16 protein-coding genes are annotated in these 19,772 nt (G+C 30.6%); 2 read left to right on the top strand and 14 right to left on the bottom strand.

Features of this window, described 5'->3' with window-relative positions; translation table 11 throughout:
* Positions 1-125: 125 nt before the first annotated feature.
* The 9 genes from GQF29_RS09015 to GQF29_RS08970 form a co-directional block, all read right to left on the bottom strand.
* Entirely contained in the window at positions 126-962 is an 837-nt protein-coding gene (locus tag GQF29_RS09015) for a GGDEF domain-containing protein (RefSeq protein WP_008788897.1), read from the bottom strand.
* Between the two features lie 136 nt (positions 963-1,098).
* Entirely contained in the window at positions 1,099-1,710 is a 612-nt protein-coding gene (locus tag GQF29_RS09010; protein WP_008788898.1) for a recombinase family protein, read from the bottom strand.
* Positions 1,711-1,786: 76 nt separating this feature from the next.
* Positions 1,787-2,575, bottom strand: coding sequence for a PHP domain-containing protein (locus tag GQF29_RS09005; RefSeq protein ID WP_008788899.1), 789 nt, complete (start codon positions 2,573-2,575; stop codon positions 1,787-1,789).
* Positions 2,576-2,993: 418 nt separating this feature from the next.
* The gene (locus GQF29_RS09000; RefSeq protein ID WP_236916411.1) at positions 2,994-5,399 is read right to left on the bottom strand and encodes a hybrid sensor histidine kinase/response regulator; all 2,406 of its coding nucleotides are present in this window, start codon (positions 5,397-5,399) and stop codon (positions 2,994-2,996) included.
* Between the two features lie 158 nt (positions 5,400-5,557).
* Complete coding sequence (locus tag GQF29_RS08995) at positions 5,558-5,920, bottom strand: Hpt domain-containing protein (RefSeq protein ID WP_054325167.1); 363 nt, start codon at positions 5,918-5,920, stop codon at positions 5,558-5,560.
* Between the two features lies 1 nt (position 5,921).
* Positions 5,922-7,577: a GGDEF/HDGYP domain-containing response regulator gene (locus tag GQF29_RS08990; protein ID WP_017143994.1), complete on the bottom strand. Its 1,656-nt coding sequence runs from the start codon at positions 7,575-7,577 to the stop codon at positions 5,922-5,924.
* Positions 7,578-8,138: 561 nt separating this feature from the next.
* Entirely contained in the window at positions 8,139-9,995 is a 1,857-nt protein-coding gene (locus tag GQF29_RS08980; RefSeq protein ID WP_008788904.1) for an ABC transporter ATP-binding protein, read from the bottom strand.
* Entirely contained in the window at positions 9,995-11,719 is a 1,725-nt protein-coding gene (locus GQF29_RS08975) for an ABC transporter ATP-binding protein (protein WP_008788905.1), read from the bottom strand. Before GQF29_RS08975 ends, GQF29_RS08980 begins: the two co-directional genes overlap by 1 nt.
* Before the next feature lie 11 nt (positions 11,720-11,730).
* The gene (locus tag GQF29_RS08970) at positions 11,731-12,159 is read right to left on the bottom strand and encodes a MarR family winged helix-turn-helix transcriptional regulator (RefSeq protein WP_008788906.1); all 429 of its coding nucleotides are present in this window, start codon (positions 12,157-12,159) and stop codon (positions 11,731-11,733) included.
* A gap of 157 nt (positions 12,160-12,316) precedes the next feature.
* Here GQF29_RS08970 and GQF29_RS08965 point away from each other — a divergent pair, with 157 nt between their 5' ends.
* Both GQF29_RS08965 and GQF29_RS08960 read left to right on the top strand, forming a co-directional pair.
* The gene (locus GQF29_RS08965; protein ID WP_008788907.1) at positions 12,317-13,357 is read left to right on the top strand and encodes a CobW family GTP-binding protein; all 1,041 of its coding nucleotides are present in this window, start codon (positions 12,317-12,319) and stop codon (positions 13,355-13,357) included.
* Positions 13,357-14,298, top strand: a complete 942-nt coding sequence (locus tag GQF29_RS08960; protein WP_008788908.1) for a TIGR03943 family putative permease subunit — start codon at positions 13,357-13,359, stop codon at positions 14,296-14,298. The genes GQF29_RS08965 and GQF29_RS08960 overlap by 1 nt, the downstream gene beginning before the upstream one ends.
* Before the next feature lie 318 nt (positions 14,299-14,616).
* On the opposite strand, the gene GQF29_RS08955 is transcribed toward GQF29_RS08960, so the two are convergent.
* The 5 genes from GQF29_RS08955 to GQF29_RS08940 form a co-directional block, all read right to left on the bottom strand.
* Complete coding sequence (locus GQF29_RS08955) at positions 14,617-14,949, bottom strand: helix-turn-helix domain-containing protein (RefSeq protein ID WP_008788909.1); 333 nt, start codon at positions 14,947-14,949, stop codon at positions 14,617-14,619.
* Positions 14,950-15,119: 170 nt separating this feature from the next.
* Entirely contained in the window at positions 15,120-16,292 is a 1,173-nt protein-coding gene (locus tag GQF29_RS08950; RefSeq protein WP_008788910.1) for an MFS transporter, read from the bottom strand.
* 125 nt (positions 16,293-16,417) lie between these two features.
* The gene (locus tag GQF29_RS18835; RefSeq protein WP_017143996.1) at positions 16,418-16,546 is read right to left on the bottom strand and encodes a hypothetical protein; all 129 of its coding nucleotides are present in this window, start codon (positions 16,544-16,546) and stop codon (positions 16,418-16,420) included.
* Positions 16,543-17,952, bottom strand: coding sequence for a glycoside hydrolase family 1 protein (locus GQF29_RS08945; protein WP_017143997.1), 1,410 nt, complete (start codon positions 17,950-17,952; stop codon positions 16,543-16,545). Before GQF29_RS08945 ends, GQF29_RS18835 begins: the two co-directional genes overlap by 4 nt.
* Positions 17,949-19,763: a beta-glucoside-specific PTS transporter subunit IIABC gene (locus tag GQF29_RS08940; protein WP_008788912.1), complete on the bottom strand. Its 1,815-nt coding sequence runs from the start codon at positions 19,761-19,763 to the stop codon at positions 17,949-17,951. The genes GQF29_RS08945 and GQF29_RS08940 overlap by 4 nt, the downstream gene beginning before the upstream one ends.
* Positions 19,764-19,772: the final 9 nt, after the last annotated feature.

Genomic DNA, 19,772 nt, shown 5'->3' with positions numbered 1-19,772 from the left:
ATTTGTCCAGTGATATTATTAAAAAACACAAATTTTTATTATTTTTTATTTGAATTGTATACAATTACAAACAATTCTTTATATAATATGCAAAATAAGAAAAAAAAGAACCATGTGGTTCTATCTTACTCATAAAAATAATATTTTTGATCACACATAGATTTTGCTTTATACATAGCCATATCTGCTTTATGAAAAAATTCCTCATATGTGTCTTGACCATTATAATTAACAATACCAATACTTATTGAAAAAGGCATAATTTGATATTGAGATGTAACTTGAGTTAAAAGATAATCTATCTTATCAATAAGATTATCTTTTTTCATTGTTTTAAGATAAACAATGAATTCATCTCCTCCAATTCTCCCTATAATTTCATTCTGAAAAACGCTCGTTAATTCAGCAGCAAATCCTTTGAGAATTTTATCACCTTCTAAATGTCCATATTGATCATTTAATTTTTTAAAGCAATCAATATCTAACATCAATAAAGTTCCTTTCCCATGTAAAAGAATATTTTCCTCTATTCTTTTTTCAACTGTCACTTTATTATAGAGATGTGTTAACCCATCCTTTTGGGATACATCTAATAGATAACTTTCATATTGTTTCATGTCATCAATGTCAGTCATATAACCATCTATCCGTACTAACCTTTTATTCTTATAAATATATTGATATTCTAGTATCACCCATGAACCATTTAGATTTAATTGAACCCTCCCATAACAAGCTCCTTGTCCAGAAAGAATATTATCAAATAAATCATTATATGATGTCTCTAATCTATGTTTGGTGATATTAAAATACCTTTGACACCTTGGAACAACATATATATTGTGATTCTGGGGATTATATTGGAAAATAACAATATTTTGAAAGTGTTCTAATAAATAAATATGACAAGAATGAAATAGTAAGAACATTAATCTTTCTTTAAATCTTTGATATATATTCATAAAACACCTCCTTTGTTACAGATTGTAGACATTCTGTAACAAGCGAGTTATACTTTATTTAAGTAGTTTTCTTGGATATAATGGTTCATTTTGTTTTTATAGTTACTGTTACAAAAATTCTACATTTTGTGACAAATTAAATTATTTTTTGGTATTCTCTTTCTTTTGCTCGCCGTAAAAACGTTTGATAAGATATACCTAATTTCTGAGCTGCTTTTCTTGAAGAAATCTGGCCTTGATGCCATAGACATGCATAATCAATAAATTCTGGAGACAATTGAATACGATCTGGTCCAAAATGAACTCCTCTCGCTTTAGCTGCTGCAATACCTTCTGCTTGCCGTTGATGAATAAATTCTCTTTCTGTCTGTGCAACATAACTTAGTAATTGTAAAACAATATCTGATATAAGCGTTCCTATTAAATCTTGATCTTTCCTAGTATCTAATAATGGCATATCCAATACAACTATACTAATATGTTTCTCTTTTGTTAAAGTTCTCCATTGTTCAATAATTTCATCATAATTCCTACCTAAACGATCTATACTTTTAATAAACAATATATCTCCTGTTTTTAGCTTTTTAGTCAATTTTAAATACTTTGGTCTCAGAAAGTCTTTACCTGATTGTTTTTCAATAATAATATGAGAATCTTCTATACCAAAATTTCTCATTGCTATAACTTGTCTCTCTTCATTTTGATCTTTACTAGACACTCTTACATATCCATAAATCATTTCTTTCATTATTTTAACCTCCTTCTTTCATTATTGTAGGCAAAACAACTTTGAAGCAAACAAAAAAGCATATATCAAATATATGCTAAATTTTATTTCTTTCTTCTGCATCCTTTATATAACTTCCAACATCAGCAGGTTTATGTGCATCAGAAGCAGTAATTAATTGTACATGATTTTTTTTAAAGTTTTCTAAAAGTTCATCAGACAAGCCTTTATCTGGATGATTATACCTATAATAACAACCTGTATTATTTTCTGCTTTCATATGATGTTCATTTAAAAGTTCAGATAATCTCTGATATGTTGGTTTTAAGTCATATGTTGGATAAATTTCAAATAATTTAATTGTATCTGGATGTGCAAGTTGAGTAAATAAATCAGATTCAATTAATTGAAATATCAATTCATAATATCTTTTATAAATATGATTAACATCATATTTATCCCATAGTAAAGCTTTTGAAAATCCCATATCATATAATATTCCATCGATAGAATGAATAGCCCCTACTAGAAAATCAAAATGGTATTGTGATAAAATATTTCTAATGAATTCTTCATGTTGTGGAACATAACATACTTCTAATCCATATGTTACTTTTATAGGCAAATCCATTGCCTTGACATCTTCCATCAAATTAACAAAATCAGCAAGATGGTCCTTGAATTTCATCTTTTTATTTTCTAACCATGTTTTTTGGACCTCATAATCCTTAAGTTCCATATAAATAGGTTCAAACTCAATAAAGCGGTGTGTATGATCTAAGATTTGAATTTTATCAATTCCTTTTTTATGTGCTTCTTCAACAAATTCTAATACATATTCTTTTGTAAGCGGACCATTTTCTAAATGCATATGACCATCTATCATGTTTATTCCCCCTTATTCCCCTTCTTTTTGCTTATTATATTTTTATATATTCTATTTGTAAATAAAAATGATAAAATAAAAATTTAATTTGTATTCAAAACATTATTTAGCAATCACAATCAATTCTTGCCTTATATGATGAAATGAGTGTTGCTGATATGATGAATATAGCTCAGGATAGAATTGCTGATGAAAAGCAAATTATACTTTATTATATTGGCATAATAGACATTCACTGCAAAAATATGTATTTGTAATTATTAATGAATATAAAACGGGGTATGACTACCCCGTTAAAGATTTAAATTTTAATGATAAACTTTTATACTTATCTAAAATCTCCATTTATGTTGTCTAGTGGGTAAGTATTACATATATAAGCTTAATCGTTTAAATCCATAAAATCCCTTCTCAGACATCATATTAAATATTTCTTCAATAATCGAGTGAGTTCTTTAATATCAATAGGTTTTGCTATATGAGCATTCATTTGGCACTCTAAACATTTTTCAATATCTTCAGAGAAAGCATCTGCTGTCATTGCAATAATTGGAATAACTGATGCATCTGAACGCTCTAATGATCGAATTGCTTTAGTCGCATCATAACCTGTCATACGAGGCATACGAATATCCATAAGAATAGCATCATAATATCCTTCTGGTGATTCTTGGAACTTCTGAAGACATATTTCACCATCTTCAGCCCATTCCAATTCCATACCCATATCAGATAATATTTCTCTTGCAATTTCCCAGTTAAGTTCATTATCTTCGGCAAGTAAGATACGATGTCCAGATATGTCAATATTTTGATTCAATACTTGCTCTTGCATTGAATCAATACCCATATATTGGCGTAAACCATAAAATAAAGTTGATTTAAATAGAGGTTTTGAAATAAATCCATTAATACCGGCTTCACGAGCTTCTATCTCAAATTCGCTCCAATCATATGCAGAAATGAGTAAAATAGGGATGTCCCCTCCTAAATTATGTCGAATTTCTCTAGCAATTTGAATACCATCCATATCTGGTAGTTTCCAATCCAATAAGATAATTTGATAATCATTTCTTTTTTTATGATGTTGAATAACTAGATCTATAGCGTCTTCTCCACTTAATGTCCATTCAGCTTTAATACCAATAGAATCTAATGTTTTTATAGCACTCTCACAGAATAATTTATCATCATCAACAATCAACATATTCCAAGGCGGTAAAACCATATCCATTTCCATCGTCAATACTTTTTCAAAATCTAAAACGATATGAAACTCCGTTCCTTTTCCGAGTTCACTCTGTACATCAATAGTTCCTTCCATTGCATCGACAATATATTTTGTGATTGCCATACCTAAACCGGCCCCTTCAGTTTTATGTATTCTCCTTCCATCTGCCCGACTATAGGATTCATATATTTTTTCTAAAAATGCTGGAGTCATACCTATTCCGTCATCCTTAACAATGATATGAATACGAGCATAGTTCTCACCTTTTGGAGATTCTTCTTCTAAAAGAGAGAAATCTATAGAACCACCATCTGGTGTAAACTTAGTTGCATTAGATAAAAGATTTAATAAGACTTGATTTAAACGGACACCATCACACCATACATTTTCTGTTGAAATATCCTCAATATGTATACCGAATTTCTGTTTTTTTGCTTTTACCTGCGGTTGCATAATAATGATAATACCTTCAACAACCTCTTTCAATGAAATTGCTTCCATAGTTAAAGATAACTTACCACTTTCAATTTTAGACATGTCTAAAACATCATTTATGAGTCCTAATAAATGCTTACTTGATAGTGTGATTTTTTTCAAACAGTTTTTAACTTGTTCTTGATTATCTATATGTGCTGTTGCTATTGCTGTCATTCCTACAATAGCATTCATAGGTGTGCGGATATCATGACTCATATTTGCTAAAAATTCACTTTTGGCCTTATTCGCTTCTATAGCGGTTTCACGTGCTTTCTCCAATTCTTGCAATTGTAATTTTGTCATAACGAAAAAGCGTTGGAAAATGAGTATAAAAAGAATCAATATAGCAGCACAAGCAAGTACTGTCGTGCCAACACGTTGGATACCTAGATCATCTATGATAAATCCTAACATTTCAAACGGCATAACTGCGACTAAATGCCATTCAGAATAAGGTAAAGATGTGACATAAACTTGATGATATTGACCATTAATTTTAATCATTTTTGTATAATCTTTATTATTTTGAAGTGCTTTATCAAGTCCTTCAAGAAGAGTTTTTTTTGATGAATCAACTTTTTCAAAATTGTGTTGCTTTTGGATTACATCAAATGACTCCCATAAGTCAGTGTTAGAGTTACGAATAACAAAACTACCATCGGATCTAATAATATGATAATATGTCTCATCCCCTTCATTATCCAAAGAAAGAAATTCTGTGATATACTTCAAAGAAATAGCTACCACTAAACCAGTACATTTTTTATTGTTTTGCATAGGATAATCAGCATTAATCCCAAACAAAACAAGTTCATTCCCATTAGCATCAGTACCAACAGCAACTCGTTGCTGACCATTTTTTAAGGCATCTACGAAAGGCAATGGATTATTAGGAGATATTGCTTTTCCATAAATTGTTTCAAAAGTACCATCGCTAGCACATATTGATAAATGTTCAAATCCTCTGATTTCTGCCCTATAAGCCAATTCTTCATAGATTTCTTGTAAATCATTGTTTTCTTTTGAAACCGTAGAAACAATACCTGCCACTTGCTCAAAACGTAATTTAATAACGTTTTCAAAGTTTTTAGAGATTTCTTTATTCATGCTAGACATATAAATTTCGCCTATTTTATATATACTTTCATTACTTTTTTGGTTCATGAATACCCCTAACAAGAAAAATATAATTGTGCTAAACAGAATAAGCAAAATAAAACTACGAGTAAGAAAGCGAGTTATATGATTATTTGTTTTAATGCTACCCATTCTTGTTACTTCTCCTTAAACATTTGATATTCATTAATAGCATCAATTATTTGATAATAGTCTTTTGATAATTGGGGCATTAAATCAAGGGCTTTTTTATAATTATTATTTTTGAATTCATTTGTCATTTGATGACTGCTTTCATATAACTTAGAAAATGAAAGATTTTGACAAATTCCTTTGATAGTGTGAACATAGCGATGTGCATCTTCATAGTTTTCATTCTGGATAGAAATTTTTAAGAAATTAAAACTTTTATCTTTTAAAAACTTGAACATAAATTTCTCCACTATATACTCATTTTGTAATCTCTGAACGACCTCATCATAATTTCCATCAAGCTTCATATAACATTCTCTTAGGTTCATATTATATTTCCTCACTTTCTCTCATAATTTTTTTGTCATCATAAATAGCCACGATTCCTTTATTTTTTTTATTTTTTGCTTTATACATAAAATCATCAGCAATTTTAAATAGTTTTATTGGATTATCCGTTTTATAAATCCCACCCATACTTATTGATACACAAATGTTTGGACATTCATCAAATTCTAGCATATTTACTGAAGTACGTATAATCTTTAATCGTTTCTTAAATAAATCAGATGGAATACAACAGAATATAATAATGAATTCATCTCCACCATAGCGAATGACAGTATCTATCTTTCGGACACATGATACTATTGTTTTTGCTATTTTTTGTATAACACAATCTCCAACATAATGGCCATAAGAATCATTTATAGATTTGAAATTATCAATATCGATGACAACCATATTTTCAATATCTTGTTGATTGACAAAATGTTCATCATAATATCGACGATTGTATACTCCAGTTAGAGGATCAGTGTATAACAAATGCAATGTTTTTTCGTATGATAAGGGATCTTTATTTCTATCAAGGATTCCATTAATATTTTTCTTTTCAATCATATTTCTAATATTTTGAGGTGTTGGCTGAATCTTTGCTACATTTTTCAATTCAGTTTCAAGCATATCTGAAATATTTATTAAACATTGTAAAAGAATAGGATTAAAAGCCCCACATTCACCCCTTAAGATCATTTTTAGTGCTTGATTATGTGAATAAGCTTCTTTATAACATCTTTCTGTTGTTAATGCATCATAAACATCTGCTAAAGCAACGACTTGTGCTGCTATTGGAATTTCATCTCCTTTTAATCCATCAGGATATCCACTACCATCATATCTCTCATGATGCCATCGACATATTTCATAGGCAACACTAACAAGGGGAGATTCTTGTTGTTCAGTAGGTAAGTCCTGCAACATTTTTGCTCCAATTATAGGATGGGTTTTAATAACTTCAAACTCTTGATCAGTCAAACGAGCAGGTTTATTCAAAATAGAACTTGATATTGATATCTTTCCAATATCGTGGAGAGATGATGCTGTACTAATTAAAGCAATATCTGTCTCAGATAAAACATATTGATCAGTTTGTTGTATCAGCTTTTTTAATAAAAGATTAGTAATGGCATTAACACGTAATATGTGTAGACCGCTTTCACCATTACGGAATTCAACAATATGAGATAAAATTGAAATCATCAGTTTGTTATTTTTTTCCTGTTCATGAAACTGTTGTGTTATAATCTTTTCAAGATAATGCTGTCTCGCATATAGAAGCATTGTATTTGAAATACGACGATGGACAATTGTTGAATCAAAGGGTCGACTGATATAATCAAATGCCCCCAAATCATAAGCACGCTTAATATTAGAAGGAGAATTATCAGCAGAAATCATAATAACAGCAAGGTTATCATCCCAATGATATTTGTTTATATAAGTTAAAACTTCAAATCCATCCATTTCAGGCATAAAAATATCTAACAGTAATAGTGAAAAGTCTTTTCTTTGCTGTGAAAGAATTGTAATTGCTTCAGCACCATTATTTGCTTCTACAATATCATACTGATTTTTAAGAATTTCAACGAGTAGATCTCTATTCATTTCTGAATCATCTACAATTAATATTTTTTGTTTATCCATTATACTTCAGTCACTTTCATAACATTTTATAAATTCAATTTTATTATAATTTTTCCAATACTCATTTACAACTGGTATATTGGTGACGTATACTAATAGGTTGTATCATTTTCTGTTGATAAAATAAGAATAATATAAAATAAAAGGAAATGACTTGTCAAATCATCAGGAAGCATTGTTTGATTTAAATGAATCATTTTTTACTCTTAACTTCTTTTCAAAAATCTATATACTTGAATTAAAGAAATTTTAAGAAATTCAAATTTGTGATGAATAATAAACAAAAGTTAGCAAGGAACATGAAAGTATTGAATTAACATCTCTCTTATCTGACATTGCATACACCCCCACTCCCTATTGCTTAATTCTTTTATCCTCTTATTCATATATCCACATTTATGGCACTTTTGTGATGATGATTCACACTGCCCCACATTATATTTCAGCATACTAAAGTATCCTGACCATGATCCATCCAATATATATTTTTTTCGTCTATAGAGTTACAAAACAAAAAGAAACTGAACAAAATAACTACTAGTTATTTCGTTACAGTTCTTTTTAATCTAATTCAAACTGACCGGTATACAATTGATAATATCTTCCTCTTTGTTCAATCAGTTCATCATGACTGCCACGTTCAATAATTTGACCATGATCCAATACCATAATAGCATTAGAGTTTCTGACTGTTGATAATCGATGAGCAATTACAAAAACAGTACGGTTTTCCATGAGTCTGTCCATACCTTTTTCAATAAGCTTTTCAGTTCTTGTATCTATTGAACTTGTCGCTTCATCTAAGATGAGAACTGGTGGATTAGCAATAGCTGCACGTGCAATGGCTAATAACTGACGTTGACCTTGTGATAAGTTTGCTCCATCACCTGTTAACATAGTCTCATAGCCATTTGGTAAACGTTTGATAAAACTATGAGCATTCGCCAACTTTGCTGCCTCTATAACTTCATCCATAGTTGCATCAAGTTTTCCATAACGAATATTATCAGCTATTGTCCCTGTAAATAAATGCGTATCTTGTAACACTATAGAAATAGATTTCCTTAAATCGTTCTTCTTGATAAGTTTAATGTCAATTCCATCATAAGTAATACTCCCACTATGAATATCATAAAAGCGATTAATTAGGTTTGTAATTGTTGTTTTTCCTGCTCCAGTACTTCCAACAAAAGCAATCTTTTGTCCGGGCTTCGCAAAAAGATTGATATCTTTTAAGATTGTGACCTCAGAATCATAGCCAAACACAACATCATGAAAACGGACGTCCCCTTTTAATGGAACAAGTTCTACACTACCATCTGGTCGAGGATGACGCCATGCCCATAATCCAGTATGTTCCTGACATTCATATAAAACATCATTACGTTCTCTAACACGTGTTAAAGTCACTTGTCCTTCATCAACTTCTTCTATTTCATTCATCATTTCGAATATTCTCTCTGCACCTGCCATAGCAGCTAACACAAAGTTTAACTGCTGTGTAAATTGATTAACTGGTTGTGCAGTCTGCCTTACAAAAATCAAATATGATGATAAACTTCCCAAGTCCATCATACCAGCTATAGTAAAGAAACCTCCCACACAAGCAACAACTGCATAGTTAAAATAAGAAATACTGACAACTGTTGGTATTGTTCTTCCTGAGTAAGTTAATGCTTCTGTTGAAGCATATTGCAACGCTTGATTTCGCTTATTAAATTCATCTATATTTTTTTGTTCATGATTAAAGACTTTAACCACTTTAACACCATCAACCATTTCTTCAATAAATCCATTAAGTTGACCCATAGCTGCCTGTTGATGAGTAAAATAATACTTACTACGATGACTTAAATATTGAATAATAAAATACATAACAATCATGCAACCTAATACAATTAATGAGAGTTGCCAATTTAAAATAAAAATTAATATTAGTGTTCCAACAATCATAATAAAACTTTGAATCAAATTATCAAAACAATTATTTAAAGCATCCTGAACAGTATCTAAGTCATTTGTAAAATGACTCATAATGTTCCCGTGTGCATTGCTATCAAAGTATCGTAATGGTAACTTTTGCATTTTACAAAATAAATCCTGTCTCATTTCTTCAACTATTTTTTGAGAGGTATGAACCATGAGTTGTTTATATATTGCCGTAGAAGTTGCCCCTATTGCATAAATACAAGCCATGAAAATAAGAAATGATATTAACCCCTGAAAGTCTCTAGGAAGAATATAATGATTAACTATTGTACGAATTTGAAAGGTTCCCCATAAATTAACTCCAGTACTCATGATAACTAATAATGAAACACTTAATAATGCATATTTGTGATTCCCCATATATTTTTTAAAAGAACTGAGTGTTTTCATCATATCTCTAGGCTTAGCGTTCGTTATTTGTCTTGCCATTATAAACCAGCTCCTTCCATTTGAGAATAGTAAATATCTTGATAGATACTATTATTCTTTAAAAGTTCATCATGTGTTCCAATCGCATTGATATGTCCATCATCAAGGATAATGATTTGATCAGCATGTTGAATTGAGGATACTCGTTGGGCAATAATCAACTTTGTTGTTTCTTTAAGAGTTGCAAGACCTTCACGAATATTTGCTTCAGTCGCTGTATCTACAGCACTTGTTGAATCATCTAAAATTAAAACCTTTGGATGCTTTAATAACGCTCTTGCAATACATAAACGTTGTTTTTGTCCTCCTGAAACATTGACTCCTCCTTGTCCTAAATCAGTTTCATACCCTTTTGGAAATTGATGAATAAATTCATCTACACTAGCGACATGACAAGCCCAATCAATATCTTCGTCTGTAGCATGTTCATTACCCCATAAAAGATTTTCTCTAATTGTGCCACTAAATAGAACATTTTTTTGTAAAACCATTCCTACACTATCTCTTAAATGTTCTATAGAATACTCTTTTACATTATGACCATCTATGAGAACTTCTCCTTCACTAACATCATATAGTCTAGGAATAAGTTGAACAAGACTCGTTTTGGCTGAACCAGTTCCACCTAAAATACCAATTGTTGAACCTGCTGGAATATGCATATCAATATTACTTAAAACATATTCTTTAGCTGTTGTCTTATATTTAAAATAAACATGGTGAAATGTAATATCACCACTATTAACAATCAAATCTTTATTTTGCGGATCATGAATATCAGGAACTTCATCCAATACTTCTATAATACGTTCACAACTGGCAATAGAACGTGTTAACATTAAAAAAACTGCTGAAATCATCATCAAAGAGTTTAAAATTTGCATGACATAACTTAAAAAACCTGTTAACTCTCCAACTTTCATGACTCCTTCAAAAATCATCTGTCCTCCAAAGAAAAGAATGCAGATAATTGTTGTATACATTACATATTGAAATAGTGGCATATTCCAAACTGATGTTCTAAATGCATGTTCACTGTTATCTCTTAATGCAATATTCATTTTTTTAAATTTTTCTTCCTCATACCCTTCTCTTACATAAGATTTAACGACTCTTATAGCATTTAAATTTTCTTGCACAACTGTATTGATTTGATCAATGCTTGCTTGCATTAATCGATATAACGGTCCTACTTTCCTAACAATCACAAAAAGTCCGCAAGCCAATATTGGTGTCACTACAACAAACACCATAGTCAATTCTGGATTAATTGTAAAAGTAAAAAACAATGCCATTAATAACATAACTGGAGCACGTACAAGTGGTCGAATTCCATTACTAATTGCTGTCTGTAGAATTGTCACATCACTTGTTAAACGAGTAATTAAAGATGACGTTGAAAAATGATCAGTATTTGCAAATGAGAAATTCTGAACTCTTTCAAATTCATCTTTTCTAAGTTCTGCTCCAAATCCTTGTCCAGCTGTTGCAGCAAAACGAGCATACATTATTCCTAAAATCAGTGCTAATAAAGCACAGATAATCATTTGGGCACCTTTCCATAAAATATATCCTTTGTCACTATTTGCAACACCAATATCTATAATATCTGCCATTAATGTTGGAATAACCAACTCAAAAACTGTCTCCAAAATGACACATGCACATGCTAGCATCAAGTATTTACGATGTTTTTGTGCATAAGGAAACAAACGTTTTAGCATAAAAATTCCCCCTATTCTAATTCTTTTCCTGCTAAATTCATATACATTCTTGACAAATAGTCTTTAAATTGTTCTTTTTCTTGAGCACTAAAACCTTGCAGAGAAATAGCCTCTACTTCCCTACAATGAATATCCCATTTTTTTAAAGCCTCTTGTCCAAGTGGTGTAATTCTTAATTGATAAGCACGTTTATTGTGTGGATTAATCTGACGTGTTAACATATTTTTTTCTTCTAGACCATTTAAAATCTTACTCACTGTAGCTGGTTCTACATCACAAGCTTCAGCAATATCTTTTAATTTACAATCATCATTTGTAGAAATATAGCGTAAGACTTTTGGCTGTCCAGGTGCTAAATTCATTTCATACATTTGAGCACGATTTTTCTTTCTTTGAGCATGAAATGTTTTAAATAATAAAATATAGAGTGGTATCTGCATAAATTCACCTCTTTTGTTAGTATGCTAATAATTAGCATACTAACTATAATACTATATGAACCTATTGTCAAGATATGTCATACATTTATCTTGTATACGTTTTATTTGCTTGTCAAAAATATGAGTGTTATAATACGAAGAGAAAGAAGGTCATATTATGAGTAAAGTTGATATTATATCTGGTTTTCTTGGTGCAGGAAAAACAACATTAATTAAAAAGTTAATCAAAGAAAACTTAAGCCATGAAAAAGTTGTGTTAATTGAAAATGAGTTTGGTGAAATTGGTATTGATGGCTCTTTTCTTAAAGAGGCTGGTATTGAAATTACTGAAATGAACTCTGGATGTATTTGTTGTTCTCTGGTTGGAGATTTCAGTGAAGCGTTAGAAAAAGTTGTGAAAGATTATCATCCAGATCGCATTATTATTGAACCATCTGGTGTTGGCAAATTATCTGATGTTATTCAAGCAGTTATCAATGTCCATGATGATAAACTGCAATTAAACAGCTTTATTGCTGTAATTGATGCGAAAAAATGCAAGACCTATTCATTAAACTTTGGTGAATTCTTTAATAATCAAATTGAATATGCTTCAACAATTATATTGAGTCGTACTCAAGATGTTGATCAGCATAAGCTAGAAGAAGATATTCAAATCATTAAGACATTCAACACAAAAGCCAATATCATTACAACACCTTGGGATGATTTAACTGGAGATACAATTATGAATGCCTTAGAAAACAAAGATTCTTTACAACAAGTTCTCCTCAAAGAAGTAGAAATATGCCCAGTATGTGGACATCACCATGATGAAGAGCACCATCATGAACATGAATGCTGTCATGAAGACCACCATCATGAACATAGTCATGAATGTGAATGTGGACACCACCATGAACATGGACATCATCATGCTGATGAAGTCTTTACAAGCATGGGTAGAGAAACCATTCATACATACACACAAGATCAATTAGAAACCATTTTGAAAACTTTGTCATCTTCATCTCAATTTGGAAGTATTCTTCGTGCAAAAGGAATTTTACAAACTCCTGAAAAAACATGGTTACATTTTGACTTAGTGCCTGGTGAATATGAAGTTCGCGTTGGTCCTGCTGATTACACTGGACGTATTTGTGTCATTGGTAAGGATTTATTGGAAGATAAAATTAGTGAATTGTTTGGAGTTGAATAATGAAGACACGTATATATTTATTTACTGGATTTTTAGATAGTGGAAAAACAACTTTTATCAATGATACAATAACTTCAACTGATTTTTGTGAGGGTGAAAAATCATTATTAATTGTAAGTGAACAAGGTGAAGTTGGATATAATCAAGAAGAAATTGAAACTTTAAATTGTGATATTGTTTATGTTACGAATGAAGATCAATGGACATATGAATATTTTGAAGACTTAAGAAACAAATACAATCCAACTCAAGTTCTTATTGAACTCAATGGAATGTTTAATGTGAATCGCTTATTGGCTTGTAGTCTTCCTGATGGGTGGGAAGTTGTTCAAGTTTTAACAACTATTAATGCACAAACATTTAGCTTATATATTCAAAACATGCGTTCTTTATTATTTCAACATGTTGTACATACTGATTTATTAATATTTAATAGAATTGATAATTCTATTAAAAAATCTTTCTTGAGAAACAACATTAAGGCAATAAACTCAACTTGTCAGATTATTTATGAGAAAGATGACGGAACAGTGAACACTTTAGATGATGATGAATTGCCATTTGATATCTCTGGTGATGAACTTATTGTCCTGGATCATGATTTTGGTATCTTTTGTATGGATGCTTTAGATCATCCTGATAAATATGCTGGTAAAACAGTTACGCTAAAAGGCAAATTTATTGGACGTGATAAACAACTTGAAGATGGTTTCGTTATTGGGCGATTGGCAATGGTTTGTTGTGAAGAAGATACTTCGCTTATTGGAATGGTTTGTGAACACCCAGCAGCAAAACAACTTATTCCTGATGAATGGATTCAAGTCACTGGAAAGATTGTTCTAGAATTTGATTTGGATATTGGTGGAGAAGTTTGTATATTAAAAGTGGACGACTTAAAAGTCGTACCACCATTAGATAATGAATATGTAACTTTTGATTAGAGGACAATTATTGTCCTTTTTTCTTTGAAGGATATTGATTTTATTTATCATTTTCAAAAAATGAAGTTCTTATAAAGTAAAAGATGAGTGTACTTATAACTAGAGAAATAATTATTGGTAGATAAAAGATTAGAATAGTTCCTATTCTATTATCAATCAGTTGATATAATATGTTATAAAGATGCTGAAATGTCACTGTATATTCAATAAAATAGCGAATAGGTATAAGTGTTAACAACCAAATATTGATACTAAAAAATGTTTTCTGATATGATTGTTTATGCAATGGTATTGCAAAGACCTCAAAGAGTATAATACCTAATACCTGTATAAACATATTGAATTTTGATAATAATTCCATAACGTATAAGCTAAAACAAGTCCTAAAAAAATAATGAGTGTAGAAACAACGAGGATAATATCAATACGATTATCATCAGCCTGATTCTTCTCCATTTCATCTTTTAACAGATAATCAGTACTTACATGAAACAATTCACTCATAGCCACTATATTTTGTATATCTGGTATACTTTCGTTTAATTCCCATTTGGATACAGATTGTCTTGATACATCTAATTGTTCTGCTAGCTGTTGTTGAGATAGACCTCTTTCTTTTCTTAATTGCAATAATTTCTCATTCAGTTTCATTTTCTAATCCTCCTGACTCCTTTATTTTATCAAATTGAGTTGTTGCATACGACATAGCTCACTTGTCAGTTTCGCACCTAACAGTTGCATACTCTTATTTTACAAGAATTTTAAATGAAAACTCAAATATCTAAACTCTAAAATATTTTTCATCTCCCAGAATATTTTCTTTAGGAAATTTTTTCATATTGCTTTCGAATAACATATTGATAAACTATATAAATAACACTAACTACAACAAATAAAGTGATATAAGCAATCTTTAATCCAAAAAATTCACCAATCAATCCAACTAATGGAAAATAAATAATCATAACTAAACTAAATCCTAAAGATAAGACAGATAAGAGTGTTGCTCTTAAGTGACTTTCAACCTTTTCATTTAAAAAAGTCGTCATAGCTATATACAGTATTGTTTCAAAGAATGCCATCACACATATTGCTAAAATAGAAATAGGATAAAAAGGTATTCCAATCATAGAAATAACAATTCCTAATGGTAGAATTAAGAGTAACTTTTTTTGTGAATAATGTTTTAGAATTCTATAAGCCAACGTTCCTGCAATCATAGCAGCAACATTTTCTAATGATAAAAAGATAGAAATAGATGATATCTTTATACCTAACTCAGTCCAGTAATTTGTTAAGTAATAATAACATGTTGTTAATGATGCTGAAAAAAGTGATGTACTTAAAATCAAATAAAAGATTTGATGATCTTCTTTAATAAGCTGATAACTCATAATGACTTGTTGTTTCATATCATTTAGAATATGAGTTTTGACATAATGCTGATTTCGAATCTCTTTCATCTGCATCAAAACAAAAATAGATATTATCACAACAAGTATAGATAAGCCATATGTCAATTGATAACTCAATCCTGCAATGATTCCACCAATTGTTGTTGCTAATAAGGTTGCCATTTGAATCACAATTTCTCTTCTTCCCTGTATCTTAGGAAAAGTATCTTGTTCATGAGTTTCCATTAAAAGATCATAAACATAAGCACTATCAGTACCTGATTCTAAATTATATGATAATGCAGACAATATAAATGATAAATACATCATCCATTCTGATTGTCCTATAATTAAAACAATAATGGATATAATATCAATAAGTCTTCCTAGCAATCGACTCAATCGTCTTCCATATAAATCACTAATAATTCCTGTTGGCATTTCTCCTAACATTGATGTGATATGGAAAATACTTTCACATATTCCAACATCAATAAGAGTAAATCCTTTCATAATTAAAAATGTTGGCCAAAGTAATGTTGTGAGTTTCAAATTAAGTAAAAATTCAAATATATAATTTAAATATAAATTCTTTTTCATGATAAATCCCCTTTTCTCTTCTGGGGAACAAAAAAAGATTCCACAATAAAAATGGAACCTTTGTTTATTATTGTATTGACAGTTCCCCTATTTTGGACGCACTCATCCCTTGTAAGAAAAACTGGTTAATATTGTTCCTGTGTAAGCCATGCATCATGATATGAATTTGAATATTGTTGATTATTAATATGCATGTCTTCCACCTCACTATCTTTGTTTATTGTATCATTAATACATCTTATTGTAAACCTCATTCATACTCCTTGCTCTTTAAGAACTCTTTAAACCAGTAAAAAGAGTCTTTTTTTATACGCTGATACGAACCTGTTCCATCATCATTTTTGTCTACATAAATAAATCCATATCTTTTTTTCATTTCTCCACTTGTTGCACTTACTAAATCTATTGGTCCCCACATCAAATAACCAATACAATCAACATAATCTTTCTCTATTGCTTTTTGAATTTGGTCAATATGTTTTTGAAGATAATCGACTCTCACCTGGTCATGGATTTTTCCATCAATTATCTCATCTTCTAAACCAATCCCATTCTCTGTAATCAATATTGGTAAATGATATTTCCTATCTAAATAATTGAGAAGATATCTTAACCCAACTGGATCAATTGTTAAATCCCAAGCTGTTTTCTCTAAATAAGGATTACTATATCCACCAAATAATGCTTTTTCCTCATCAATTTCTATATGAGAACTCACTTCTGTACAATAATAGTTAATCCCAATAAAATCGATCTTTCCTTTTGCAAAAGCTAACTTATCTTCACTTGAAATTTCAATAAAGACACCTTTCTCTTGAAATTCTGCTAACTTATATTGAGGAAAGTATCCCATTGTCATAGCATCAAGTTGGTATAAGTCTTGATTCATATCCTGAAATGCTCTCATAACATCTAAAGGATGACAAGTTTTAGGATAAAAAGGGGTTATTCCAAAGACGCATCCAACTTTATTTTGAGGATTAATCTGGTGTGCAAGTTCAACAACTTTTGTACTTGCAAGCGACATATGATAAGAAAGTCTTGCCTCAAATTCGTGAATATTATCAAATTCTGATGGTTTTAATCCCGTGAGGATATATGTAAATAAATTAGAATATTTTCCTTTTAAATCTAAATGATTTGTTTCATTAAAAGTAATCCAATAATGTACCTTATTATTCAAAGATGTTATCACAGTCTGACAAAATCTAACATATAAATCAACAGTTTTTCGATTATACCATGACTGATATTTTTTCACAATATTCAATGGCATTTCAAAATGATACAAAGTTACAATTGGTTCTATATGATATTTTAATAATTCATCAATAACACAATGATAAAAATCCAACCCTTCCTGATTAGGATATTCATCATCTCCTTGAGGATATATTCTTGACCAGTCTATCGAGATTCTTAATGCTTGAAATCCCATTTCAGCAAATAAAGCAATATCTTCTTTATATCTATGATAAAAATCTATACCTGTATGATTTGGATAAATCACATCTTCTTTTATTTCATCATAGACTTGTCGCATTTGCTGATGGCTGCCAAAACTGACATAATCCATAATAGCTGGACCTTTCCCACCTTCCTGATAACCGCCTTCACTCTGATGAGCTGAAATGCTGCCACCCCACATAAACTTTTTCATGATAGCACCACCGTTAAACATGATTGATTTAAACTCAACTGATTTTCATTTGTAGGAACAATATCTAAATAATCATGAGAATTTGTAATGACCATAATCACTGTATTATCAAATCCTTCTTTTGAAATAGCTTCACGATCAAAATGTATCATTTCCTGACCAATATGAACATGATCTCCCTGTTTGATAAAAGATTTAAAATATTTTCCATTCAATTCTACAGTGTCGATACCTATATGAATAAGAACTTCTATTCCATAATCGGTCTTCAATCCAATTGCATGTTGTGTTGGAAATAAAGTCACAACCTCTCCACTCACTGGTGCATAAATCATATCTTCTTCTGGCATGAATGCAATTCCTTTTCCAAGTGCCTCACTTGCAAAAGCTTTATCCTCAACATCAGTAAGAGAAATAACTTTCCCTTCAACAGGTGCATGTATTTCTAAATTTCTTTTTTTATTTTGAACTGAATTCTCTTCATCTGTATCTGGGATTCCTAAAAAATAAGAGGCAATCCCCGCTCCAATAATAGCAATCACAACTGCTATAATAGCACAATAGAAATTACGATAGTCTCCATCTCCTATCCACGCTGTTAAAGAGACTAATCCAGCAAAAGAATAACCCTTTACACCCATAAGCCCTGCAAACATTCCACCTAGTCCACCACCAATCATAACTGCAAAAAATGGACGACGGAACTTGACAAAGACACCATAAATACCTGGTTCAGTAATATTCATAAATGCACTAAATGCTGTTGTTCCAAAAAGTTGCTTTTGTTGCGAATTCTTTGATCTTAAAAAATAACCTAATAACGCTCCACCAACTGCTGCATCAGAAATCAAAGACCCGACTAAGAAAATAGGATCATAACCTTGAGTTGTTAAGAAATTCATTAAAACTGGCATAACAAAATTTGCAGCACCAAACATAATCAAGAATGGTTGTAAAGCAGCATATAATGCAACAACTATCCAATTACCAACTGTACTCATTAAAAATTGACAAATGAGATTAATGCCATCACCTAACCAAGTTCCCATTGGTCCAAATAACAATAGAGTTACTGGCAGGCATATTAATAATGTTAAAACAGGTTTAAAGAAATAAGTTATTGCATTAGGAATAATACGAGATAAAACTTTATCAACATTTCCCATTAGCCAAACTGCTAATATAATAGGAAAAAATGAATTAGAATAAGTAATAGTGGGCAAAGGAATACCAAAGAGATTAAGCCCCTCCACACCATTAATACCTGTTGATAAAAGTGTAACTGCTAATGCAACTGCTAAGTAAGGATTCGCATTGAGTTTTTTAGCACATGACATTGCCATAAATACAGGCAGGAAATAAAATATAGCATTACGTAACGAATCTATAATCATATAAGTTGAGCTTTCTGCTGATATAATACCTGTTAAACTCAAAATAGATAAAACACCTGCTAACATACCAGCTGCCATTAAAGGCTGTAGAATCGGTGACATAGACTCTGACATCAAATCTAAAACAGAACGCCAGATATTCTTTTTCACAGTTACATCTTGAGAAACACCATCTCCTAATAATTTCATGAAATCTTTATAAACATCCATAACTTGTGGACCAATCACAATTTGAAAGACTGCTTCATTAGCTATAACATCGATCACTTCTTTTAATTCTAGAATTTTATCTATATCAGCAAGACTTTGATCAGTTAAAGTGAAACGGAGTCTTGTGACACAATGGACAACATTCTGTATATTATCTTTTCCACCAACAAGATAGATAATCTTTTCACATAAATTCTTATAATTCATAATAATCCT

This window comes from Coprobacillus cateniformis (assembly GCF_009767585.1).
Lineage (GTDB): Bacteria > Bacillota_I > Bacilli_A > Erysipelotrichales > Coprobacillaceae > Coprobacillus > Coprobacillus cateniformis.
Note: the sequence above shows the minus strand (reverse complement) of the source record. Positions and strands in the feature narration are given on the sequence as shown.